At 63.6% G+C, this 17,717-nt stretch carries 22 protein-coding genes; 15 read left to right on the plus strand and 7 right to left on the minus strand.

Annotation, left to right across the window (positions count from 1 at the left end; all coding sequences use genetic code 11):
• Positions 1-2 precede the first annotated feature (2 nt).
• Positions 3-395: a VOC family protein gene (locus VGF98_11800; protein ID HEY1682315.1), complete on the plus strand. Its 393-nt coding sequence runs from the start codon at positions 3-5 to the stop codon at positions 393-395.
• A gap of 2 nt (positions 396-397) precedes the next feature.
• Here VGF98_11800 and VGF98_11805 read toward each other — a convergent pair whose 3' ends face one another.
• Complete coding sequence (locus VGF98_11805) at positions 398-1,513, minus strand: hypothetical protein (GenBank protein HEY1682316.1); 1,116 nt, start codon at positions 1,511-1,513, stop codon at positions 398-400.
• Positions 1,514-1,586: 73 nt separating this feature from the next.
• Between VGF98_11805 and hisS the strand changes: the two genes are divergently transcribed.
• The 14 genes from hisS to VGF98_11875 are packed head-to-tail and all read left to right on the plus strand — an operon-like array spanning position 1,587 to position 14,096.
• Positions 1,587-2,873, plus strand: a complete 1,287-nt coding sequence (gene hisS / locus VGF98_11810) for a histidine--tRNA ligase (GenBank protein ID HEY1682317.1) — start codon at positions 1,587-1,589, stop codon at positions 2,871-2,873.
• A 27-nt stretch (positions 2,874-2,900) separates the two neighbouring features.
• Positions 2,901-3,350 carry a biotin/lipoyl-containing protein gene (locus VGF98_11815; GenBank protein HEY1682318.1) on the plus strand — a complete coding sequence of 150 codons (450 nt, stop codon included), beginning with the start codon at positions 2,901-2,903 and terminating at the stop codon, positions 3,348-3,350.
• The gene (locus VGF98_11820; GenBank protein HEY1682319.1) at positions 3,335-3,946 is read left to right on the plus strand and encodes an SIS domain-containing protein; all 612 of its coding nucleotides are present in this window, start codon (positions 3,335-3,337) and stop codon (positions 3,944-3,946) included. The genes VGF98_11815 and VGF98_11820 overlap by 16 nt, the downstream gene beginning before the upstream one ends.
• Complete coding sequence (gene rfaE1, locus VGF98_11825) at positions 3,943-4,926, plus strand: D-glycero-beta-D-manno-heptose-7-phosphate kinase (GenBank protein HEY1682320.1); 984 nt, start codon at positions 3,943-3,945, stop codon at positions 4,924-4,926. Before VGF98_11820 ends, rfaE1 begins: the two co-directional genes overlap by 4 nt.
• Positions 4,916-5,404 (plus strand): adenylyltransferase/cytidyltransferase family protein, encoded by a 489-nt coding sequence (locus tag VGF98_11830; GenBank protein ID HEY1682321.1) that lies wholly within the window; start codon positions 4,916-4,918, stop codon positions 5,402-5,404. The genes rfaE1 and VGF98_11830 overlap by 11 nt, the downstream gene beginning before the upstream one ends.
• Positions 5,405-5,416: 12 nt before the next feature.
• Complete coding sequence (locus tag VGF98_11835; GenBank protein ID HEY1682322.1) at positions 5,417-6,631, plus strand: hypothetical protein; 1,215 nt, start codon at positions 5,417-5,419, stop codon at positions 6,629-6,631.
• 11 nt (positions 6,632-6,642) lie between these two features.
• Positions 6,643-7,530: a glycosyltransferase gene (locus VGF98_11840; GenBank protein ID HEY1682323.1), complete on the plus strand. Its 888-nt coding sequence runs from the start codon at positions 6,643-6,645 to the stop codon at positions 7,528-7,530.
• On the plus strand, positions 7,527-8,537 hold the full coding sequence (locus tag VGF98_11845) for a glycosyltransferase family 9 protein (protein ID HEY1682324.1): 1,011 nt from the start codon (positions 7,527-7,529) through the stop codon (positions 8,535-8,537). Before VGF98_11840 ends, VGF98_11845 begins: the two co-directional genes overlap by 4 nt.
• Before the next feature lie 2 nt (positions 8,538-8,539).
• Positions 8,540-9,442, plus strand: coding sequence for a glycosyltransferase family A protein (locus tag VGF98_11850; GenBank protein ID HEY1682325.1), 903 nt, complete (start codon positions 8,540-8,542; stop codon positions 9,440-9,442).
• A complete protein-coding gene (locus VGF98_11855; protein ID HEY1682326.1) occupies positions 9,439-10,419 on the plus strand; it encodes a glycosyltransferase family 9 protein in 981 nt (326 codons plus the stop codon). The genes VGF98_11850 and VGF98_11855 overlap by 4 nt, the downstream gene beginning before the upstream one ends.
• On the plus strand, positions 10,416-11,321 hold the full coding sequence (locus VGF98_11860) for a glycosyltransferase (GenBank protein HEY1682327.1): 906 nt from the start codon (positions 10,416-10,418) through the stop codon (positions 11,319-11,321). Before VGF98_11855 ends, VGF98_11860 begins: the two co-directional genes overlap by 4 nt.
• A complete protein-coding gene (gene aspS / locus VGF98_11865; GenBank protein HEY1682328.1) occupies positions 11,314-13,071 on the plus strand; it encodes an aspartate--tRNA ligase in 1,758 nt (585 codons plus the stop codon). Before VGF98_11860 ends, aspS begins: the two co-directional genes overlap by 8 nt.
• A 13-nt stretch (positions 13,072-13,084) precedes the next feature.
• Positions 13,085-13,441, plus strand: a complete 357-nt coding sequence (locus VGF98_11870) for a hypothetical protein (protein HEY1682329.1) — start codon at positions 13,085-13,087, stop codon at positions 13,439-13,441.
• A gap of 7 nt (positions 13,442-13,448) precedes the next feature.
• Positions 13,449-14,096 carry a dihydrofolate reductase family protein gene (locus VGF98_11875; GenBank protein HEY1682330.1) on the plus strand — a complete coding sequence of 216 codons (648 nt, stop codon included), beginning with the start codon at positions 13,449-13,451 and terminating at the stop codon, positions 14,094-14,096.
• A gap of 9 nt (positions 14,097-14,105) precedes the next feature.
• On the opposite strand, the gene VGF98_11880 is transcribed toward VGF98_11875, so the two are convergent.
• Genes VGF98_11880 through VGF98_11905 form a run of 6 tightly spaced genes read right to left on the minus strand, consistent with a single transcriptional unit; the run spans position 14,106 to position 17,704 of the window.
• Positions 14,106-14,528, minus strand: a complete 423-nt coding sequence (locus VGF98_11880; protein HEY1682331.1) for a hypothetical protein — start codon at positions 14,526-14,528, stop codon at positions 14,106-14,108.
• 5 nt (positions 14,529-14,533) lie between these two features.
• Positions 14,534-15,568, minus strand: coding sequence for a DUF2332 domain-containing protein (locus VGF98_11885; protein HEY1682332.1), 1,035 nt, complete (start codon positions 15,566-15,568; stop codon positions 14,534-14,536).
• A 15-nt stretch (positions 15,569-15,583) separates the two neighbouring features.
• Positions 15,584-16,276: a uracil-DNA glycosylase gene (locus VGF98_11890; GenBank protein ID HEY1682333.1), complete on the minus strand. Its 693-nt coding sequence runs from the start codon at positions 16,274-16,276 to the stop codon at positions 15,584-15,586.
• Position 16,277: 1 nt separating this feature from the next.
• A complete protein-coding gene (locus tag VGF98_11895) occupies positions 16,278-16,796 on the minus strand; it encodes a tRNA (cytidine(34)-2'-O)-methyltransferase (protein ID HEY1682334.1) in 519 nt (172 codons plus the stop codon).
• A 3-nt stretch (positions 16,797-16,799) separates the two neighbouring features.
• Entirely contained in the window at positions 16,800-17,261 is a 462-nt protein-coding gene (locus VGF98_11900) for an RES family NAD+ phosphorylase (protein ID HEY1682335.1), read from the minus strand.
• Positions 17,262-17,269: 8 nt separating this feature from the next.
• On the minus strand, positions 17,270-17,704 hold the full coding sequence (locus tag VGF98_11905) for an antitoxin Xre-like helix-turn-helix domain-containing protein (protein ID HEY1682336.1): 435 nt from the start codon (positions 17,702-17,704) through the stop codon (positions 17,270-17,272).
• Between the last annotated feature and the right edge of the window lie 13 nt (positions 17,705-17,717).

Consider the following 17,717-nt stretch of genomic DNA (forward strand, 5'->3'; position numbering starts at 1 on the left):
TCGTGCCGCGCTTTTTACACACGTCGATCTTCGTGAACGACATGAACGAGTCGATCGAATTCTATACGGCCAAGATGGGCCTGAAATTACTGGGCGGCCCGAACCATCATCCGGGGAACGCCGACATGGCGTTCGTCGGCCACGATTGGAATGCGTACATCGAGCTGGTGTACGATTTAGAAGAGCATCCACCGTACGAACTCGGTAATCGGTACGAACATCTGGCGATCGAAGCCGACGGCGATCTGCGAACCTACATCGATCGACTCCGCGCCGCGGGCGTCAAAATTATCAAAGACGTCTACAAGGCGCCGAGCGGGACGCGCGCGATAGCGTTCGTGGAAGACCCGAACGGCATTCCAATCGAGGTGCTGGAGCGAGGGCGCGGAGACTAGCGTCAGCGATACACGAACGGATCGCCCGGAGGGTCGACGCGTCGCACTGCAGCGGGTTCGAGCCGGAGAGCGCCGTCGGGACCGGTAACGATCGCGCCGTCGACGCAGAGCCAGGTGCCTTCGCCAAACGGGAGCCGGCGCGACAAGCGCACCGCAATCGGCGCGGCGTCCGCGCGGCAACACGTGATTGCGTAACGCGCCACGACATCGCCGTTCGACAGCGCGCCGGTAAACGTCAATCGCTCGCCGGCGAACAAGCCATTCATCGTCGTTTCGGACGCGCGGTACTGCGGAGCGGAGGCTCCGGCAAACGCGCCGGCTAGCATGAGTGCGGGAGCGACGCGCGCGGCACCCAACGCCTGCCGGCGGTACCGGTATGCGAACGCCGCGCAGGCTGCGGCACACGGCAGCAGCGCGACGCCGATGACCGGATGCACCAATCCGTTTCCGCGGTGTATTCCAACCGCGAGTAGCGCCGTCGCGAGCATTCCGTACGCGAGCGCGTCGTGACCGGTGGAACGCGCGGCGCGGACGAAGACGCGGGCGTCGATCACGCCTGCCGTGCACAGAAGTCCCGCTGCGGCGGCCGGTGCGGAGCCATGCAGCGTCGCCGCCAATGCCGCAGTACCCAATGCGCACGGTGCGGCCAACCCGCCGGCCAGCGCGCCGGCAACGAATTGGAGTGCCGGTGCCAGCCCGTGCAGATCGAACGCGGCGGCCTGCTGCAATGCCCCTGCGGCCAGCGCCGCCGGTACCAGCGCGGCCAGTTCGGAGGCGGGTTGCGCGACGTGCCCACACGCATCGGCTGGCCGAAGTCGCTTCGCACCGGCGGCCACCGCGACAGCCGCCGCCACCCGTGCGAGCGCGACGCCGGGTCCGAAGGAGAGCGCCAGTGCGAAGGCTGCGGGAACCGAGCGCGCCGACGGCCCGAGCGTACATCCGCATCCCGCGAACGCGACGGCCCACGCCGGGACGATGCGCGATAGGAGAGCCGTCAGCGCAAGAAACGGCACGGCTTCGTAGAGTGCCGAGGCTGCAGCTGCCAAAACGCTGCGCGACGTTTCGGCTGGGAGCAACGCGAGTGCCGCGACGGTAACGACTGCGAAGGAGAGCGTCACGGATTCCAATCCCCCGCACACGCCCGCGGGCCAGCGCGGAAACCGCTACCCGCGCTGCGAACAGCCTGCGCCCATGGCTCACACCGTAACCGCGCCGCGCGGAACGCAAGACATCGTGCCGCCCGAATCACGCCGATGGAGCGAACTCGAGGCGCGAATCCGTTCGTTGTCCGATCGGTTCGGGTACGCCGAGATCCGCACGCCGGCGTTCGAGGCCACCGAGTTATTCGTGCGCGGTGTCGGCGATGCGACCGACATCGTCGAAAAAGAGATGTACACGTTTCGCGATCGTGGCGACCGCGAACTCACGCTGCGTCCGGAATGGACCGCCCCGGTCGTGCGCGCTGCGCTCGAGCGGCGTCTGCTGGACGGCGAAACGCGTCTGTTTTACATCGGCCCGATCTTCCGGTACGAACGTCCGCAAAAGGGCCGCTACCGGCAGTCGCATCAGTTCGGCGTCGAGTGCTTCGGCGCGGCCGGTTCCGAAGCCGATGCCGAGGTCATCTCGATGGCGTGGGAACTGACGCGAGCGTACGGGCTGAACGACGTGGTGTTGAACGTCAATTCGATCGGCGACGCCGTCTGCCGGCCGGTGTATCGTCAGGCATTGCTCGACCATTTTCGGCCGCACGCGCACGAACTCAGCGAAGAATCGCGCCGCCGGCTCGAGCGTAATCCGCTGCGCGTGCTCGACAGCAAAGATCCGTCCGACCGGCCGTTCGTCGAATCGGCGCCGGCTTTCGAAGGTTCGCTGTGCGACGCATGCCGCGAACACTTCGAAGCCCTCAAAGCGTACCTGAACGCGATCGGCATACCGTACGTCGTCAACTCGCGTATCGTTCGCGGGCTCGATTACTACAACCGCACCGTGTTCGAAATTACGTCGGGCGCGTTGGGCGCGCAAAGTACGGTTTGCGGCGGCGGACGATACGACGGGTTGGTTAAGGAGCTGGGCGGACCGGCGGTTCCGGCGGTCGGCTTCGCGCTCGGCCTCGAACGCTTTTTGCTGATCCTGGATGCGCTGGGCCAAGCTGCCGAGCGGCCGCGAAGCGGCGTTCAAGTGGTCGCCTTGGGTCAGGCCGCACTCTCCCAGCTCGTTCCGCTGATCGCGCGGCTTCGGGAAACGCTTTCCCAGCCCGTCTTCGCCGACTACTCGGATCGCAAGTTGTTGGCGCAACTCAAGATCGCCGACCGTAATGGGGCGCGCTACGCGCTGGTGGCGGGCAGCAACGAACTCGCGGCCGGGCACGTTCTGTTACGCGATTTGACGGATCGTTCCGAACGAGCGCTTCCGACGCAGTCGTTCGAAGGGCCGGGGGTCGATTTGGCCGCGATTTTCGGGCAAAACGAGGCACCGTGAGGGAGCCGGGCCGAAACACGAACACCAATGCAAGATAGCGACCCCCGCGCCGAGGGCGACGCCGAACTGCAGACCCTCCGAACGCTGCTCGAGCTGATGCACGAGCACGATTTGGATCGTCTGAAAATCAAGGTCGGCGACGCGGTCTACGAGATGACACGCCGCGGTGAAGCGGGCACGGCGACGGCCGGTTCGCCCCTTCCCGAAAGCGGCGCCGTCGCTCCGCGCGCCGGTGCGAACGTCAAGAAAATTGTAGCGCCGTTGACTGGCGTCTTTTACCGTTCGTCCTCGCCCGACGCCGAAGCGTTCGTGCTTGAAGGCCAGCGCATCGAGAGCGGCACGGTCGTGTGTATCCTCGAAGCGATGAAACTGTTCAACGAGATTCAGAGCGATTACGCCGGTACCGTCGTTCGCATCGTGCCGGAAAATGGCGAATTGGTCTCACAAGGTGCGGAGCTTTTTTGGATCGAGCCGTAACGCCGAAGGACGTCATGGGACGCCGCGGGTTCGGCGAACTGCTCGCCGATCGCACGGGATTGCTCGACGCTGCGCATTACCGCGAACAGGTCGAAGCGATCGTCGACGCGGTCGTCACCGCGTTACGCGACGGCAAGAAAGTCTTGTGGTGCGGTAACGGAGGCAGCGCGGCCGAGGCGCAGCATATGGCCGCCGAACTGTCCGGCAGATATTTGCGCGAACGGCCGGGCTTGCATAGCGAAGCGCTGTCCGTGAACTCGTCGACGTTGACGTGCATCGGCAACGACTACGGATACGATCGGGTGTTCGCGCGTCAAGTCGAAGCCTTCGTTCATCCCGGCGACGTCGTGATCGGCCTGACGACCAGCGGCACGTCGGCGAACGTCGTCGCAGCACTTCGAGCGGCACGCGCGCGCGGGGCGACGGCGGTCGCTTTTACCGGAAACGGCGGCGGCCCGGCCGCGGCCGAAGCGGATCTTTCGTTGATCGGTCCGGACGGCTACGCCGCAATCGTTCAGGAAGTGCATCAAGTCATGGCACACATCGTGTGCGATCTGGTCGAGCAGCGCCTGATCTTCGACGACGGCATCGCATGACCGCCGGTATGCTTCCGCTCGACGCACGCGCGATTTTCGAGCGTGCGCGCGGGCGCAGCGTGCTGGTCGTCGGCGACGTCATGCTGGACGAATGGATTTGGGGAACGGTGTCGCGGATCTCGCCCGAGGCTCCGGTTCCGGTAGTAGCCGTCGACCGGCATTCGTTTACGCTGGGCGGCGCCGGCAACGTGGTGAAGAATTTGCGTGCGCTGGGTGCCGATGTAACGTTCGTTGCGACGATCGGCGACGACACCTTCGCACCGCAGGTCCGCGAGTTGCTGCGCGATGCCGGCGTCGATGCTCGCGGCATTATAGCGCTCGACGACCGTCCGACGACCCGTAAGACACGCGTCGTCGCGCACCACCAACAAGTCGTGCGCGCCGATTGGGAATCGACCGCACCTCCGCCACCGGCCGAACGCGACCGCATCGTAGCATTCGTGCGAGAGCGCGCGGCGAACAGCGATGCGGTAATCCTGAGCGACTACGGAAAAGGCTTGTTGTCGCGCGAAGTTGTCGAAGCCGCAATGGCCTGCGATTTAGTGTTGGCCGATCCTAAACCGCAGAACGTCGACGTCTTTCGCGGCGTCACGTGCATCGCACCGAATCTGCACGAAGCGTCGGCTATCACCGGACAAATCGCCCGTGACGACGCGACTCTGGAAGCGATCGGAATGAAATTGCTGGACCGCTTGCAATGCCGGTACGCGGTGGTAACGCGCGGCGAACACGGTATCGCGCTGTTTGGGAGCGACGGCGAACGCCTGCGCGTCCCCTCCGTCGCGCGGACGGTGTTCGATGTTAGCGGTGCTGGTGATACGGTGGTCGCCACGCTGGGCGTCGCGCTGTCGGCCGGCGCTTCGATCGCGCAAGCCGTGCGACTCGCCAACTATGCGGCCGGCGCGGTGGTCGAGAAACTCGGTACCGCCACCGCCTCGCCGGACGAAATCCTTGCATTGGTCGCACACGATGGCGCTTGATTCGCGGCCGCAGCTCTTCGATTCCGCCGCTGCTCGCGTGTGGCGCGAAGCGCTTCGCGGCGCCGGTAAGACCGTCGTCTTCACCAACGGTTGTTTCGACGTGCTGCACGCCGGTCACGTCGGTTATCTCACCTGGGCGCGCCAGCAGGGCGACGCCTTAATCGTTGGGTTGAACGACGACGAATCGGTGCGCCGGCTCAAGGGAGCCTCGCGTCCGATCGTCCCCTTCGAGCAACGCGCCGAAATGCTGCTGGGGTTACGCAGCGTCGACGCCGTGGTCGGATTTTCACAGTCGACGCCCGAAGATTTGCTCGAAATCGTCCGCCCGGACGTGCACGTCAAGAGCGATCAATATCGTGCCGACGAGCTTCCCGAACGGACGGTCGTGTTGCAACACGGAGGACGTATCGTTCTCGCACCGCACCGTTGGGGAACGAGCACGACCGACACGATCGCGCGCATCCTGCGAACGTTCTAAACACCGTTCTCGATGCGTATCGCTCTCAGCGCTAACGGTCCGGGCGAAGTCGCCGGTTGGGTTCGCCCGCTCTTGCGCGCCCTGTACCGGCGGGCACCCGAAACCGAAGCCTGCGTGTTTCTGGTTCCCGACGATTATGCCACCGGACACGAGGCGAAAACGGTGCGCGGTTTCTTTCCGCAAGCCCGCGTCTTCGACCCGAAAACATACGTGCGCTTTGCGTTGGGCCGCGACGTTCCCGGTGTTCCCGATCGCGTCGACGTGGTGCAATACGCCGGCGGCGACTTGCTGCACGCCGGCCGCCTGCACGCGCGTCTCAAGGGCCGTGCGGCCACCTATAAGTTTTCGCGCAAGCGGTACAGCAAGACGTTCGATCGAGCGTTTGCAGTCGATGCTGCGAACGTCGCGCAACTCGAAGGCTGGGGCACGCCGTCCGAGCGCATCGAATTGGTCGGAAATCTGGCAATCGACGGCGCGTTGCTGGAAGCGCAAGCCGATCCGGAACCGGGTACGCCTGACGACGGCATTTTGATCATGCCGGGCGCGCGCCCGCACGAAGTCGCACACCTGTTTCCGCTGTTCTTTACGGCCGCACTCAAACTGTTGCAAGAACGTCCGGAGATTCCGATCGCGTTCGGATTGTCGCCGTTCACGTCGCCGCTGCAAATGCGCACGGCGATCGAGCGCGGCGGCGACCCGCGGGTGTTCGCCCAACGCGGTCGCATGGTGCACGCCGGCGACAGCTGGTTTCTCGAATCGCTCGACGGCCGCCACCGAATTCCGGTGTTGTTCCGGGCGCTTTCGGCCGCGCTGCGCGCCCGTCTGGTCTTGACGATTCCCGGCACCAAAACGATCGAGATGGCGGCGCTCGGAAAGCCGGCCGTGGCGGTAACGCCGTACAACGCTCCCGAGCTGGTCGCGGTGAACGGACCGCTCACCTATCTGGACCGCGTGCCGCTGGTCGGCGTGCCGCTGAAACGGTCGGTCGCGATGGCGGTGGCGCGACGGTTCGAATTCCACACGCAGCCCAACATGGACGCCCGCGAAATGCTAATCCACGAACTGCACGGCACGGTGACGCCCGGACGCATCGCGCGCGTCGCGTTGGAACGCTATGATGACGCATCGTGGCTCGCCGACGCCGGCAGCCGGCTCGGGCAGCTCTATCGCGATCAGGCCGGCGCCGCCGACCGCATGGCTGCATCGTTACTCGCGTTAGCCGGGTAGTGGGAAACGACATGGACGTATCGGTCGTCATCGCGACCAAAGATCGGTCGCGGACGCTGGCCCGCGCGCTTCGTTCGCTCGAGCTGCAGCGTGCGGCGCCCGCGTTCGAGGTAGTGGTCGTCGACAACGGTTCGACCGACGCTACCGCAGCGATCGTCGAAGCGCAGGCGAATCGCGGTCCCTACCCGGTTCGCTATCTCTACGAGGCCGAACCGAATCGTGGTAAAGCGCGAAACCGGGGGATCGAAGATGCGTCCGGCGCGTTGATCGTTTTCTGCGACGACGACGTGCAAGCGCCGCGCCATTGGCTCGCGGCGCACGCGCGCGCGCACGACGGTCACTCGAGAACGGTCGTGAACGGTCCGATTATCAACGTTCCGTCGTATGACAGTTATCCGAAGCCGACGCCCGCGAATTATTCGGGAGCGTTTCTCTGCACCTGCAACGTGTCGGTGCCCCGGGAGGCGTTGCGCGAAGTCGGCGGATTCGACGAGCGCTTCGATTTGTACGGGTGGGAAGATACAGAACTCGGCGTCCGCTTACGAGAAGCCGGCGTGCGCCGCCGTTTTGCGTGGGACGCGGCGATCTGGCACGTTAAGCTCGCGGCCGAGAACTCGCTCGACGTGGAAGCCCGCAAGACCGTCGAGCGGGCGCGCATGGCGCACAAATTCATCGCGAAACATCCGTCGCGGCGTGCGCGCGCCGCAACCGGCGCATACGCATTGAATTTCTGGCGGGCACGACTAACGCCGCAATGGGTGTTGCCCGCATACGCCGGCGCCGCCACCTGGGATCGCTTACCTCCTTGGCTGCGCGCGATCGCCCGCGCGCGCTTTCTCGACCAGTTGTACGTGCGGGAACTGTCGAGCAGCCGGCCCGTCGACGACGCGGGGCGATGAGCCGGGCGCTTCTGTCATGTGCCGGCGGCGGTCTGGGCGACGCTTTGGTTGCGTCGGTCGTCGCGCGCGCGCTGCGTCAACGGTTCGAAACGGTCGATGCGTTCGCATTGGCGTCGCATGCCGAATTGCTGGCCCGCGTTCCCGACGTCGACCACGTGCTGATCGACGATGGCCGTCCCGAGCGCTCGCTCGTCGAAACGATCGCCGGTCGACGCTACGATGCGTGCGTCACGACTTGGGCGACGGCGCGGAACGCTCGCATTCCGGCTGCCGCGCATATTCCAGTGCGCGTCGGTCAAGCGCGCCGCCTGTATTCGTTTCGCTTTACCGATCGGGTGGTCGTACGCAGTGAAGACGGGGACACGACGTCACATTGGTCCGACATTCTGCTCGACTACGCCCGCGCGATCGGATGCGACACCGCCGACCGTCGCTACCGGTTCGTGCCGACCGAGGCCGACGAACGCGAAGCGTCGGCAGCGCTCGAAGCCACGGGCCTGACTTCCGGTGAATTTCTGATCGTCAATCCGTGTAACGCCGTCGCGTCGCAACGCGAAATCTGGCCGCTGCAAGGCTGGGCGTCGCTGATCGATGCGTTGCAACGGCGCTTCGATTGTCCGATCGTTCTAACCGGGTCGCCGGCCGATGCGCCGTTGACCGGCGCTTTGACAGCGGGTGCCGCATCCAGCTCCGCGGTAGTCGTCTCGATGGCAGACCGGCTCGGAATCGGAGGTTTCGGCGCGCTCGCGCAACGTGCGCGCGGATTCGTCGGCATCACGACCGGATCGATGCACGTTGCCGCTGCGGTCGACTGCCCGACCGTCGGTGTGTTTCCGTTTCAAAGCGACTTTCCGGAACGGTGGGCGCCGTTAGCGCCGGTGTCGGCGATCGTTTGGCCGTCGTATCCGTGTCATCGTGGGGACACCAAAGAGCGGTGCCGCGACTACGCATGCATTGCCAATCTGGATGTCGGGCGCATCGTCGCGGCGACCGAGGCGATCGTCTAGCAGTGCTTGCCACCATTCAATTCTGCACGTACAACCGCGCGATGCTGCTCGAGCGAGTGCTCGACGCCTGCTTCGAACAAACGGTCGGCGACGACGTGTATGAAGTGGTGGTCGTCAACGACGGTTCGACCGACGAAACGTCCGAAGTGTTGCGCCGCATGGCTCCGCGCGCTCGCTGTGCGTTCGAAGTTATCGAACAGCCCAACGGCGGACTAGCAAACGCGCGCAACGCGGGCATCGCCCGAGCACGCGGCGAGCGCCTCATCTTGATCGACGACGACGTGCTGGTGCTCCCGAATTTCGTGTCGGAACATCTGCGTAGTGGTAGCGAGCGGCCGGGAACGATCGTGCGCGGCGGCGCCATCTCCGTTGAAAGTTTCGACGAGTTGCCGCCACCGGTATGGTCGCTGAAACACTACAGCGGCAATTTCTTCTGGACGACCAACGTTTCGGTTCCGCTGGCCACGCTGCGCGCGATCGGTGGATTCGACGAAGCGTTTAGCGAGTACGGTTGGGAAGATATCGATGTCGGACTGCGCTTGCGCGGTCGCGGCGTACGAGCGACGTTCAATCCCCAGGCGCTGGTGTACCATTGGAAGCCGCGGCTTTGTGTCGGCGCGGTCCAAGGGATGATCCGTCAGGCGCGGGCGCAAGCCCGTACTGCGGTCATTCTCGCCGAGTTACATCCGCATTGGCGCGCGTATTTAGCCACCGGGATCAATCCGGTGCAGCGAGCTTGGCATCGAGCAACCGGCAACGTTGCGCGCGCCGGGCGGCGCCAACAAATGTTCGTGGGCGAGCCGCCCGACCGGCCGTTAACCGATCGCGAGTTGCGGGCTGCGAAATGGCTGGCGAGCGTCGCATACTTCGACGAAATCGAACGGGTAATGCGCGGACGCGCATGAGCGCGGTACTGTTATCGCGGACCGATCGCATTGGCGATTTGATCTTGTCGACGCCTGCGATTGCGACGGTTCGAGCATCCTTTCCGGACGCGCGCATTCGCATGATCGTCAGCCCATATAACCGCGTTGTGATGGAGCGCAACAGCGACGTCGATGAGTTGATCGATTTGCCGCCCGGCCATTCCCCGTCGCGCTTCGGTAGCGAGCAAGGGCGGTACGACGTGGCCGTGGCGCTTGCGCCGCGCTCCATCGATTTGCGGCTCGTGGGCGCGACGCGCGCGGGCGTGCGCGTCGGGTACACCTACGAACGCCGGTGGTTCGCACGCTTGACGGCGCCGCTGTACGTGAACCGGCTGATGATCTCGGAGGCCGACCCGGAGTTGTGCGAACGCGATCCACACCGCGTCGTGCGTCACGAGGTCGATCAATTGCTCGATTTGGTCGCGCTGGGCGGCGCGAGCCGGCGAATCGAACGCCTGCGGCTCGATGTCGTCGATGCCGATCGAACGCCGGCTCGCCGCTTACCGCCCGGTTCGATCGTCTTGCACCTCGGCAGCCGATGGTTGAGCGAGGGGTCGACCCTCGAGTCCACATTGGCGATGGTCGAACGGTTGTCGAGGCTCGGACCGCTCGTGGTAACCTGTCCGCAAGAGTCTGACGAAGTGGCGCCCGCCTTCGAGCGCGCCCCCGGCGTCAATGCCGTCTTACGCGATTTGCCGTTTTTCGAATGGGCGGCGGTTTTGGAGAGCGCGCGAGTGGTCGTCACGGTCGATACGGGTGCGACTCATGTCGCAAGCGCTATGCGAAGGCCCACCGTCGTAGCGTTCGAACACCGCTACTTCCGGCTCAACTCGCAAGAGTGGGCTCCCTACGGCGTTCCGCACGTTCTCGTGCGAAAGCCACTTCGAGAGGATTCAGAATCGCTGGCTCGCTTTCGCGATGACATCGTGAACGGCGTCGCGACGCTGCTGCAATGATCGAATGTTCCGTCGTCATTCCGACGTACAACCGTCTCGACACGCTCCGGCACGTCGTTCCGACGTTGCTCGCGCAAGATCTCGAACCGGACCAGTACGAGTTGTTGATCTGCGATTCCAACTCGACCGACGGGACCGCCGAGTATCTCGCCACGGTCTCGCCGGAGCATCCAACCGTACGGCATTTGCCGGGCGCTTATTCGGGTCGCGCGGCGGCGCGAAACGCCGGAATCGCGGCGTCGCGCGGCGAGGTCGTTCTCTTTAACGACTCCGACATTTTAGCGTCTCCCGATCTGCTTTCGCGGCATCTCGCGCGCCATCGCGAGCGGCAGCGCATTGCGGTCGTCGGTTTGGAAGTACAGGTTAACAATCTCGACGACTACGCGTACAAGCGGGACCATCCCGACGAACGCGGATCGCTGCATCCGGCCTCGCGCACGCACCTGACGTGGCTCTATTTCCTTACCGGCAACGCATCCGTGCGGCGTGTCGACTTGCTCGACGTAGGAAGCTTCGACGAAAACTTTACCGGCTACGGCCATGAAGATCTCGAGCTGGGTTACCGGCTGCAAAAATCGGGCGTCCGCATCGAATACGAACCGGAGGCGGTGAACTATCACTGCCAAGACGTGGGGCACGAAGACCAAAAGGCGAAAATGCGTTTGGCCGGGCGTTCGACCGTCCGCTTTTACCGTAAGCACCCGGATTTCGACGTGCGCTTGCGGTTGGGAATGACCCCGGTTTCGTTAGGCCTGCATTCGCTGCTGACGAACGTGCCGTCGCTTTTAGGATATTTCGACCGCCGCTCCGAAGGTTCGAAGTTCGCGCGAGATCTGGTTCAGCAATACTATTACGTCTCAGGAATTAAGGAAGCGTTGAGCGTTGGAGACTCCGGTGGGTAAGGTTGTGTCGTGCGGGGCGCTGCGCGCTTCGGATGCGAAATCGAACGTCGAGCTGCGCGGCTGGGTGAATCGCCGCCGCGATCACGGCGGTCTGATCTTTATCGACGTTCGCGACGCTGAGGGCGTGACGCAGGTCGTCTTCGATCCGCAGCATCCGACCTTCGCCGAAGCGGAACGCTTGCGCCACGAAGACGTCATCCGCGTGGCCGGCGCGGTTCGTCTGCGTCCGGCCGGAACGGAAAATCCGCGTTTGGCGACTGGCGACGTCGAGGTCGAAGCCGGCGAACTCGAGGTGCTCAATCGCTCGCAGGTTCCGCCGTTTCCGGTCAATTCGGACGGGGCCGTCGACGAAAACCTGCGCCTGGAGTATCGCTACCTCGACTTGCGCCGCCCGCGCATGCAAGAGAATCTGCGCGTCCGGCATCGCATCGTCAAAGCGATTCGCGACTTCTTCGACGAGCGCGGTTTCGTCGAAATCGAAACGCCGATGCTGATTAAGTCGACGCCCGAAGGTGCGCGCGACTACCTCGTGCCCAGTCGCTTGCACGAAGGCATGTTCTACGCGCTGCCACAGTCGCCGCAATTGCTCAAGCAAGTGCTGATGATTTCGGGTTTCGGTCGGTACGTGCAGATCGCACGCTGCATGCGCGACGAAGATCTGCGCGCGGACCGGCAGCCGGAGTTCACGCAACTCGACGTCGAGATGTCGTTCGTGACGCAAGAAGAAGTGCTCGAAACGATGGAGGCGTGCATCCACTACGTTTGGAAGCGCGCGCTCGACATCCAGCTGTCGCCGTTTCCGCGTTTGACGCACGCGCAAGCCATTCAGAAGTACGGTGTCGATAAGCCGGATCTGCGGTTCGGTCTGGAACTCGCCGATTTGTCGCAAGCATTTGCTAACAGCGATTTTGCCGTGTTTCGTTCGGCCATCGCGGACGGTGGCGTCGTCACCGGATTGCGGTATCCCGGCGGCGCAGCGTTGTCGCGTCGTGACTTCGACGGGCTGGTCGAACTGGCGCGCGAGTTCGGCGCGAAGGGCATGGTTTGGGTTGCGTTGGCGTCCGACGGTATCAAGTCGCCGGCGGCCAAATTCCTGAACGATGCCGATATCGCGGCGTTGCGTTCGGCCTGCGAAGCGCAGGACGGCGACGCCGTGCTGTTGTTCGCGGGTCCCGCTTCCGAAGCGTATTCGGTAGCGGGCAAAATGCGCAACGCGGTCGGCGAACGATGCAAACTGCGCGATCCCAATGCGATGGCGTTTTGCTGGGTTACCGGTTTTCCGTATTTGGAAGTCGACGAAACGACCGGCCAAGTTGCGCCGGCGCACCATCCGTTCACATCGCCGGCACCGGGTGAGTGGGATTTGATCGATAGCGATCCCAAGCGCATGCGCGCGCAGCACTACGATATGGTGCTCAACGGCTACGAACTGGGATCGGGTTCGATCCGTATCCATCAGGCCGACCTGCAGCGGCGCATTTTCGAGATGCTCGGCTTAACGGCCGAACAGATCGACGACCGTTTCGGCTTTTTCATGCGTGCTTTGGAATACGGAGCGCCGCCGCACGGTGGCATGGCGCTCGGGATCGATCGCATCGTGATGCTGGCGTGTGGAGAAGACAACATTCGCGAGGTAATCGCATTTCCCAAAAACCAAGTCGGACGCGATTTAATGATGGACGCTCCGTCGGACGTCCCGCCCGAACTGTTGCGCGATTTGCACCTGCGCAGCACCGCGGCGAGGACGTAACCAGCGGCCGGCCGTGCGCGTCGCTGCCGTCGTCGCGATCCTGATCGCGCTCTGCGCTTGCGCGGGGCGGCGGCACGACCCGGCTTCGGATACGACGGCGTTGCACGGGTGCGAAACCCGGCAAGTCCAGCTCGCGGGCGTCGATGCAACGGTAATCGCGAATGCGGACGCATCGCTCGCCGAAGTCGATTTTGTGGACGGTTCTTCGACCGGACGCCAGTCGGCGCTGCGCGAAGCGTATAAGGCCTTCGGCAAACCGCACGCAGATACGAACGTGCATTCTATCCAATCGAAGTGGGGTCTGACGATGTTGGTCGACCGCTGCGGCCGTGCCTTTTCGCCTCACCGTACCTCACTCTCAGCCCATTAGGAGTTATGTGTCCAAACTTCGCGTCCATTGCTTTTCGATGTCGGTCGACGGCTATAGCGCAGCTCCGAATCAGGATCTCGAGAACCCGGCCGGAGCCGGCGGCTTGCCCGTGTTCGGCTGGCAGTTCGCAACGTACACCCATCAGCAGATGCACGGTAGCGGGTCCGGCGAGACCGGGCTCGACGACGACTTGGTTCGGCGGGGGTTCGACGGAATCGGTGCATGGATTATCGGGCGCAATATGTTCGGCCCGATACGGGGACCGTGGGTCGACGATGCGTGGAAGGGCTGGTGGGGTGAGAATCCGTCGTACCACGTGCCGGTCTTCGTCCTAACGCAATATCCTCGCGCGCCGATCGAGATGCTTGGCGGAACGACATTTTATTTCGTGACCGACGGTATTCACGCGGCACTCGACCGTGCGAGACGTGCAGCCGGCGAACTCGACGTTCGTTTGGGCGGCGGCGTCGTAACGATGCGGCAGTATCTGCGCGCCGGCTTGGTCGACGAGATGCATCTCGTGCAGTCGCCGGTGCTGCTCGGATCCGGCGAGCGGCTGTTCGACGGACTGAATTTGCTCGAGGTTGGTTATCGGGTTCGCGAACGCATCGCATCGCCCAACGCGACGCACGTTTTTATCGACAAGACGCCGTAAACCGGCGCTCTATTCGTTGAAGAAGCCGGCCAGCGCGCCGGACCGGTCGGTAACGAACATGACTTTCTGCGAGCCGTTTGAGAACGTTGCCAGAAAGTGGTAGCGTTCGAAGTTGCCCGCCGTGTCGTGGCTAACGAACTGCAGACGCGCAAACGTCCCAAGCGACGAAAAATATTGCTGTACCGGCATCAGCGCGGCCGGCGTCATCGCCGCCTGCATGACGGGCGTGATGTTTCCGGTTGGCGGGCGGCCGGCGATCACGTCGCTGAAGAACGTACTGAACTGCGCTACTAACGCCGGATCGAGCTGAGCCGCGACCGGCGCGGCCGATGGCGCCGGCGTTGCGGCGTAGGGCGACTGCGCGTTCGCCGCTGCCGTTGCGAACGTACACAGTACCGCCATCGTTCCCGCGAGGAACGCCAACGATTTCATCCCGGTCAGGTTTCGCCTTCGAGCCACCGGATGTCTTGCGCGTGACCGTCGGACCGGCAGATCGTTACGGCATCGCCATCCGGCAGCATGCGCATCGACGTGTCCCACGCACCGTCGCAAAATTCCATTCGAATATAGGCGACCGGAGCAGACGACGAAGCCCGCCGCCCGACCGAAGCGATCGCATCGTTCAGCTCTTGCAGCGTCGCCGGCGTCAGGTGTAGTTCGACGACCGTCTGAACGATGACCGTTGCGCATCCTGCCTTCGGATACACCTCGCGAGCCAGCCATGTCGAAAATCGTTCTGCATCGACCACGACAGGTGTCGTCGCTGCCACCTCGAGGGCACCGCGTAAATTCTGCAGCCGTTCCGGTTGGTCGGCCCAAACGAACGACTGTAACCGGCGAATGGCCCGTGCGTCGCCGACGTCGATGGGGTTTGCATCGCACGCGCGCCGCTCGAAAATATCGATTGCTGCGTCGAGATGCTTTGGGCGTCCGGAAATGGTTCGGTTCCGCAACACGACCGGCGAACGCGCATCGCCCCATTGCCAATCGGAACCTTCGTAGCGATAGCGATCGAAACGGGCGTTTAAGCCCGCGCTCGCGCCGATCTCGAACAGACGGAACGGACGGTCGTAGATGGCTGCAAGATGGAGAAACGCCGCGAGGATTAGGGTCGAACGTAGCGTTTCGTTCGTCTGAACGTTTTCTCGGCACAGCCGCGCGACCAGTGCCGGGTCATGCTCGAGCAGCGAGCGCGCTTCGGCCCACGCGTTGCGCGCGTTACCGTCGCCTCCAACCGAGGGGAAGTGTTTGCCGAGCGCCGGATCGCCTTCGAGCGCGAGATAGTGAAAAGCGCCCGCCAACCGAAGACCCGGCCTTGACAGCGCCGTCATCTCGTCGAGTAAATCGCGCACGCGAACGTCGATGGCGTAGTCATTCGAAGCTGCTCGTAGAAATTGGCCCACGAACGGCGACCCCATCGCCTCGCAGAAGCGCGCCTGCTGGTCGAGTTCGTTTGCGACGTCGATGTTCAATGCGCGTTCGCAGCCCTATGCTCGGACGATCGCTCGAACGCGAGCAAAGATCGCGTCGAACATCGCGACGGTGAGGACGCCGGTGTTGGTGTTTTGACGGCTCGGATGGTACGAAGCGATCGCGTGCAGGGTCCGGCTGCCGTTCGTTGCCGTCAGTTCGACGCCGTGACCGAACTTAGGACGCGCCGGATCGAGCGCATAGCCGGTTTCGCGTAGTGCGGCAAGGATCGCCGAAAATCCGATCGACCCGAGTCCGACGGCGACGCGCATGCCGGACAGCGTCGTAAACTCCTCGATGAGATACGAGAAGCAGTTCTGGAGTTCGCGCGGCGTTGGCTTATTCTGTGGCGGCGCGCATCGCAAAGCTGCCGTAATGAACGCGTCGTGTAATTGCAGACCGTCGTCGCGGTCGACCGCCTTCGGTTGCGAGGCGAAACCGGCACGATACAGCGCCGGATACAGAAAATCGCCGGAAGCATCGCCCGTGAACGGCCGTCCGGTGCGATTGCTCCCGTGCGCGCCCGGCGCGAGCCCGACGATGGCGACACGAGCGCGGGGATCGCCGAATCCAGGCACCGGCTTCGCCCAGTAATCGCAATCGCGATACGCGCGCTTCTTTTCTTCGCCGACCGCGGCGATATAGGCGCGAAGCTCGGGGCAGCGGGTGCAGCCGATGACCGCGCGTTCGATCGACGACAACGATTTCAAATCAGGAGAGACCCGGGAACCCGAGACGCTGCAGCGCCGCGTACGTCACGATGCCGACCGACGTCGACAAATTTAAACTGCGCACCGATTCGTCACGCATCGGGATGCGCAGAGTTCGGCCGGCATAGCGCTGGAGAAGCTCGGCCGGCAGACCACGCGTCTCCTTACCGAACACGAGCACGTCACCGCGCGCGAACGGCGCTTCGCCGTAGTGCATGCGGCCGCGGGTCGAAACGAACCAGCGTGAAAGCGATGCCGTCGCTTCTAAGAAGGCGTCGAGCGACGGATGAACCGTCAATCGCACGTGTTGCCAATAATCGAGGCCGGCGCGTTTGAGCTCGCGATCGCCGATTGCGAACCCTAGCGGCTCGACCAAGTGCAGCGCACAACCGGTGGCCGCGCATAAACGCGCGACGTTTCCGGTATTCGGCGGAATTTCGGGTTCGACGAGGGCGACGTGCAGCGGGACGCTTTGCAGAGCGTCGAGTGGTGTGATGCGCTCGTGCGGTTGCGTTGCCAATCGTTACGGCTTCCCGCGAAGGCGAGCGTCGATCGATAAAACGTCGCTCGCGCCGATGGCTAGACGCGCAAAGTCTCGATGCGCCGGATTGAGTAGAACGTTCTTTTCGATCCGCGCGATGGCGCTGGGGACGCGCAGTCCGACCGAAGAACCGCTCGCGGCCCAGCGATCGCCGAGACGCTGGCATTCGGCGGGCGCGGGATATTCAAACCAGTTCTGCGGCAATACGTTGGGGTCGAGCGTATCGAGGCGAACGTCGTCTGGAATATCGACGGCCGCGTACACCATGTCGACCGGGATGTGCGAGTTCGAGACGTTCACCATAATTTCGAGTAACGCTAGGGAAAAATTTTCCGCCGTGTAGACGACCGGTACTCCGGGAGAGTTCCAACGACCGCCATAGCGTCGCGCGCCTTCACCGGAAAACGCTGCCGGCTCGTGTTTGGTTTGAAACGCGCGATACACTCGCACGACTAGCTAAAGACGCCGTGTTCGATTCTGCCGATGACTTGCTCTACTTGACGAACGCCGGCATCCGTTCCGAGCATCTGCATCGGGACGCGGTTACCCAGGGCCGCATTCGAACGGCGCAGCCACGCGATGCCTTCATCGCGTCCGAGCGCTTCCATCGCTAATGCTGCAATTCGCGCCACCCGCGCGACCCGGTCGGATTCATCGGGCTTCAGCAGTGCGTGCTGCCCCGCGCGCCGGCTGAACGTCGAGCGGTCGATACTGGTGACGTTTTGCAGCTCTCGGAGCGGCGCATGGGTGCTCTTTGCCAAGTGCGAAACGGCCGCGGCCGGGAGCCCCGAGGCCACGAGCCGCTCAAGGTCGGCGTCTCGCTCGAGCGGCTTGCCGATGACCCCAGAGCCGCCGAGGAGAGCTACCAGCGCTTCAAAAGGACTCATTTGAGTATCAGTA

The sequence above is a fragment of the Candidatus Tumulicola sp. genome, from assembly GCA_036490475.1.
Lineage (GTDB): Bacteria > Vulcanimicrobiota > Vulcanimicrobiia > Vulcanimicrobiales > Vulcanimicrobiaceae > Tumulicola.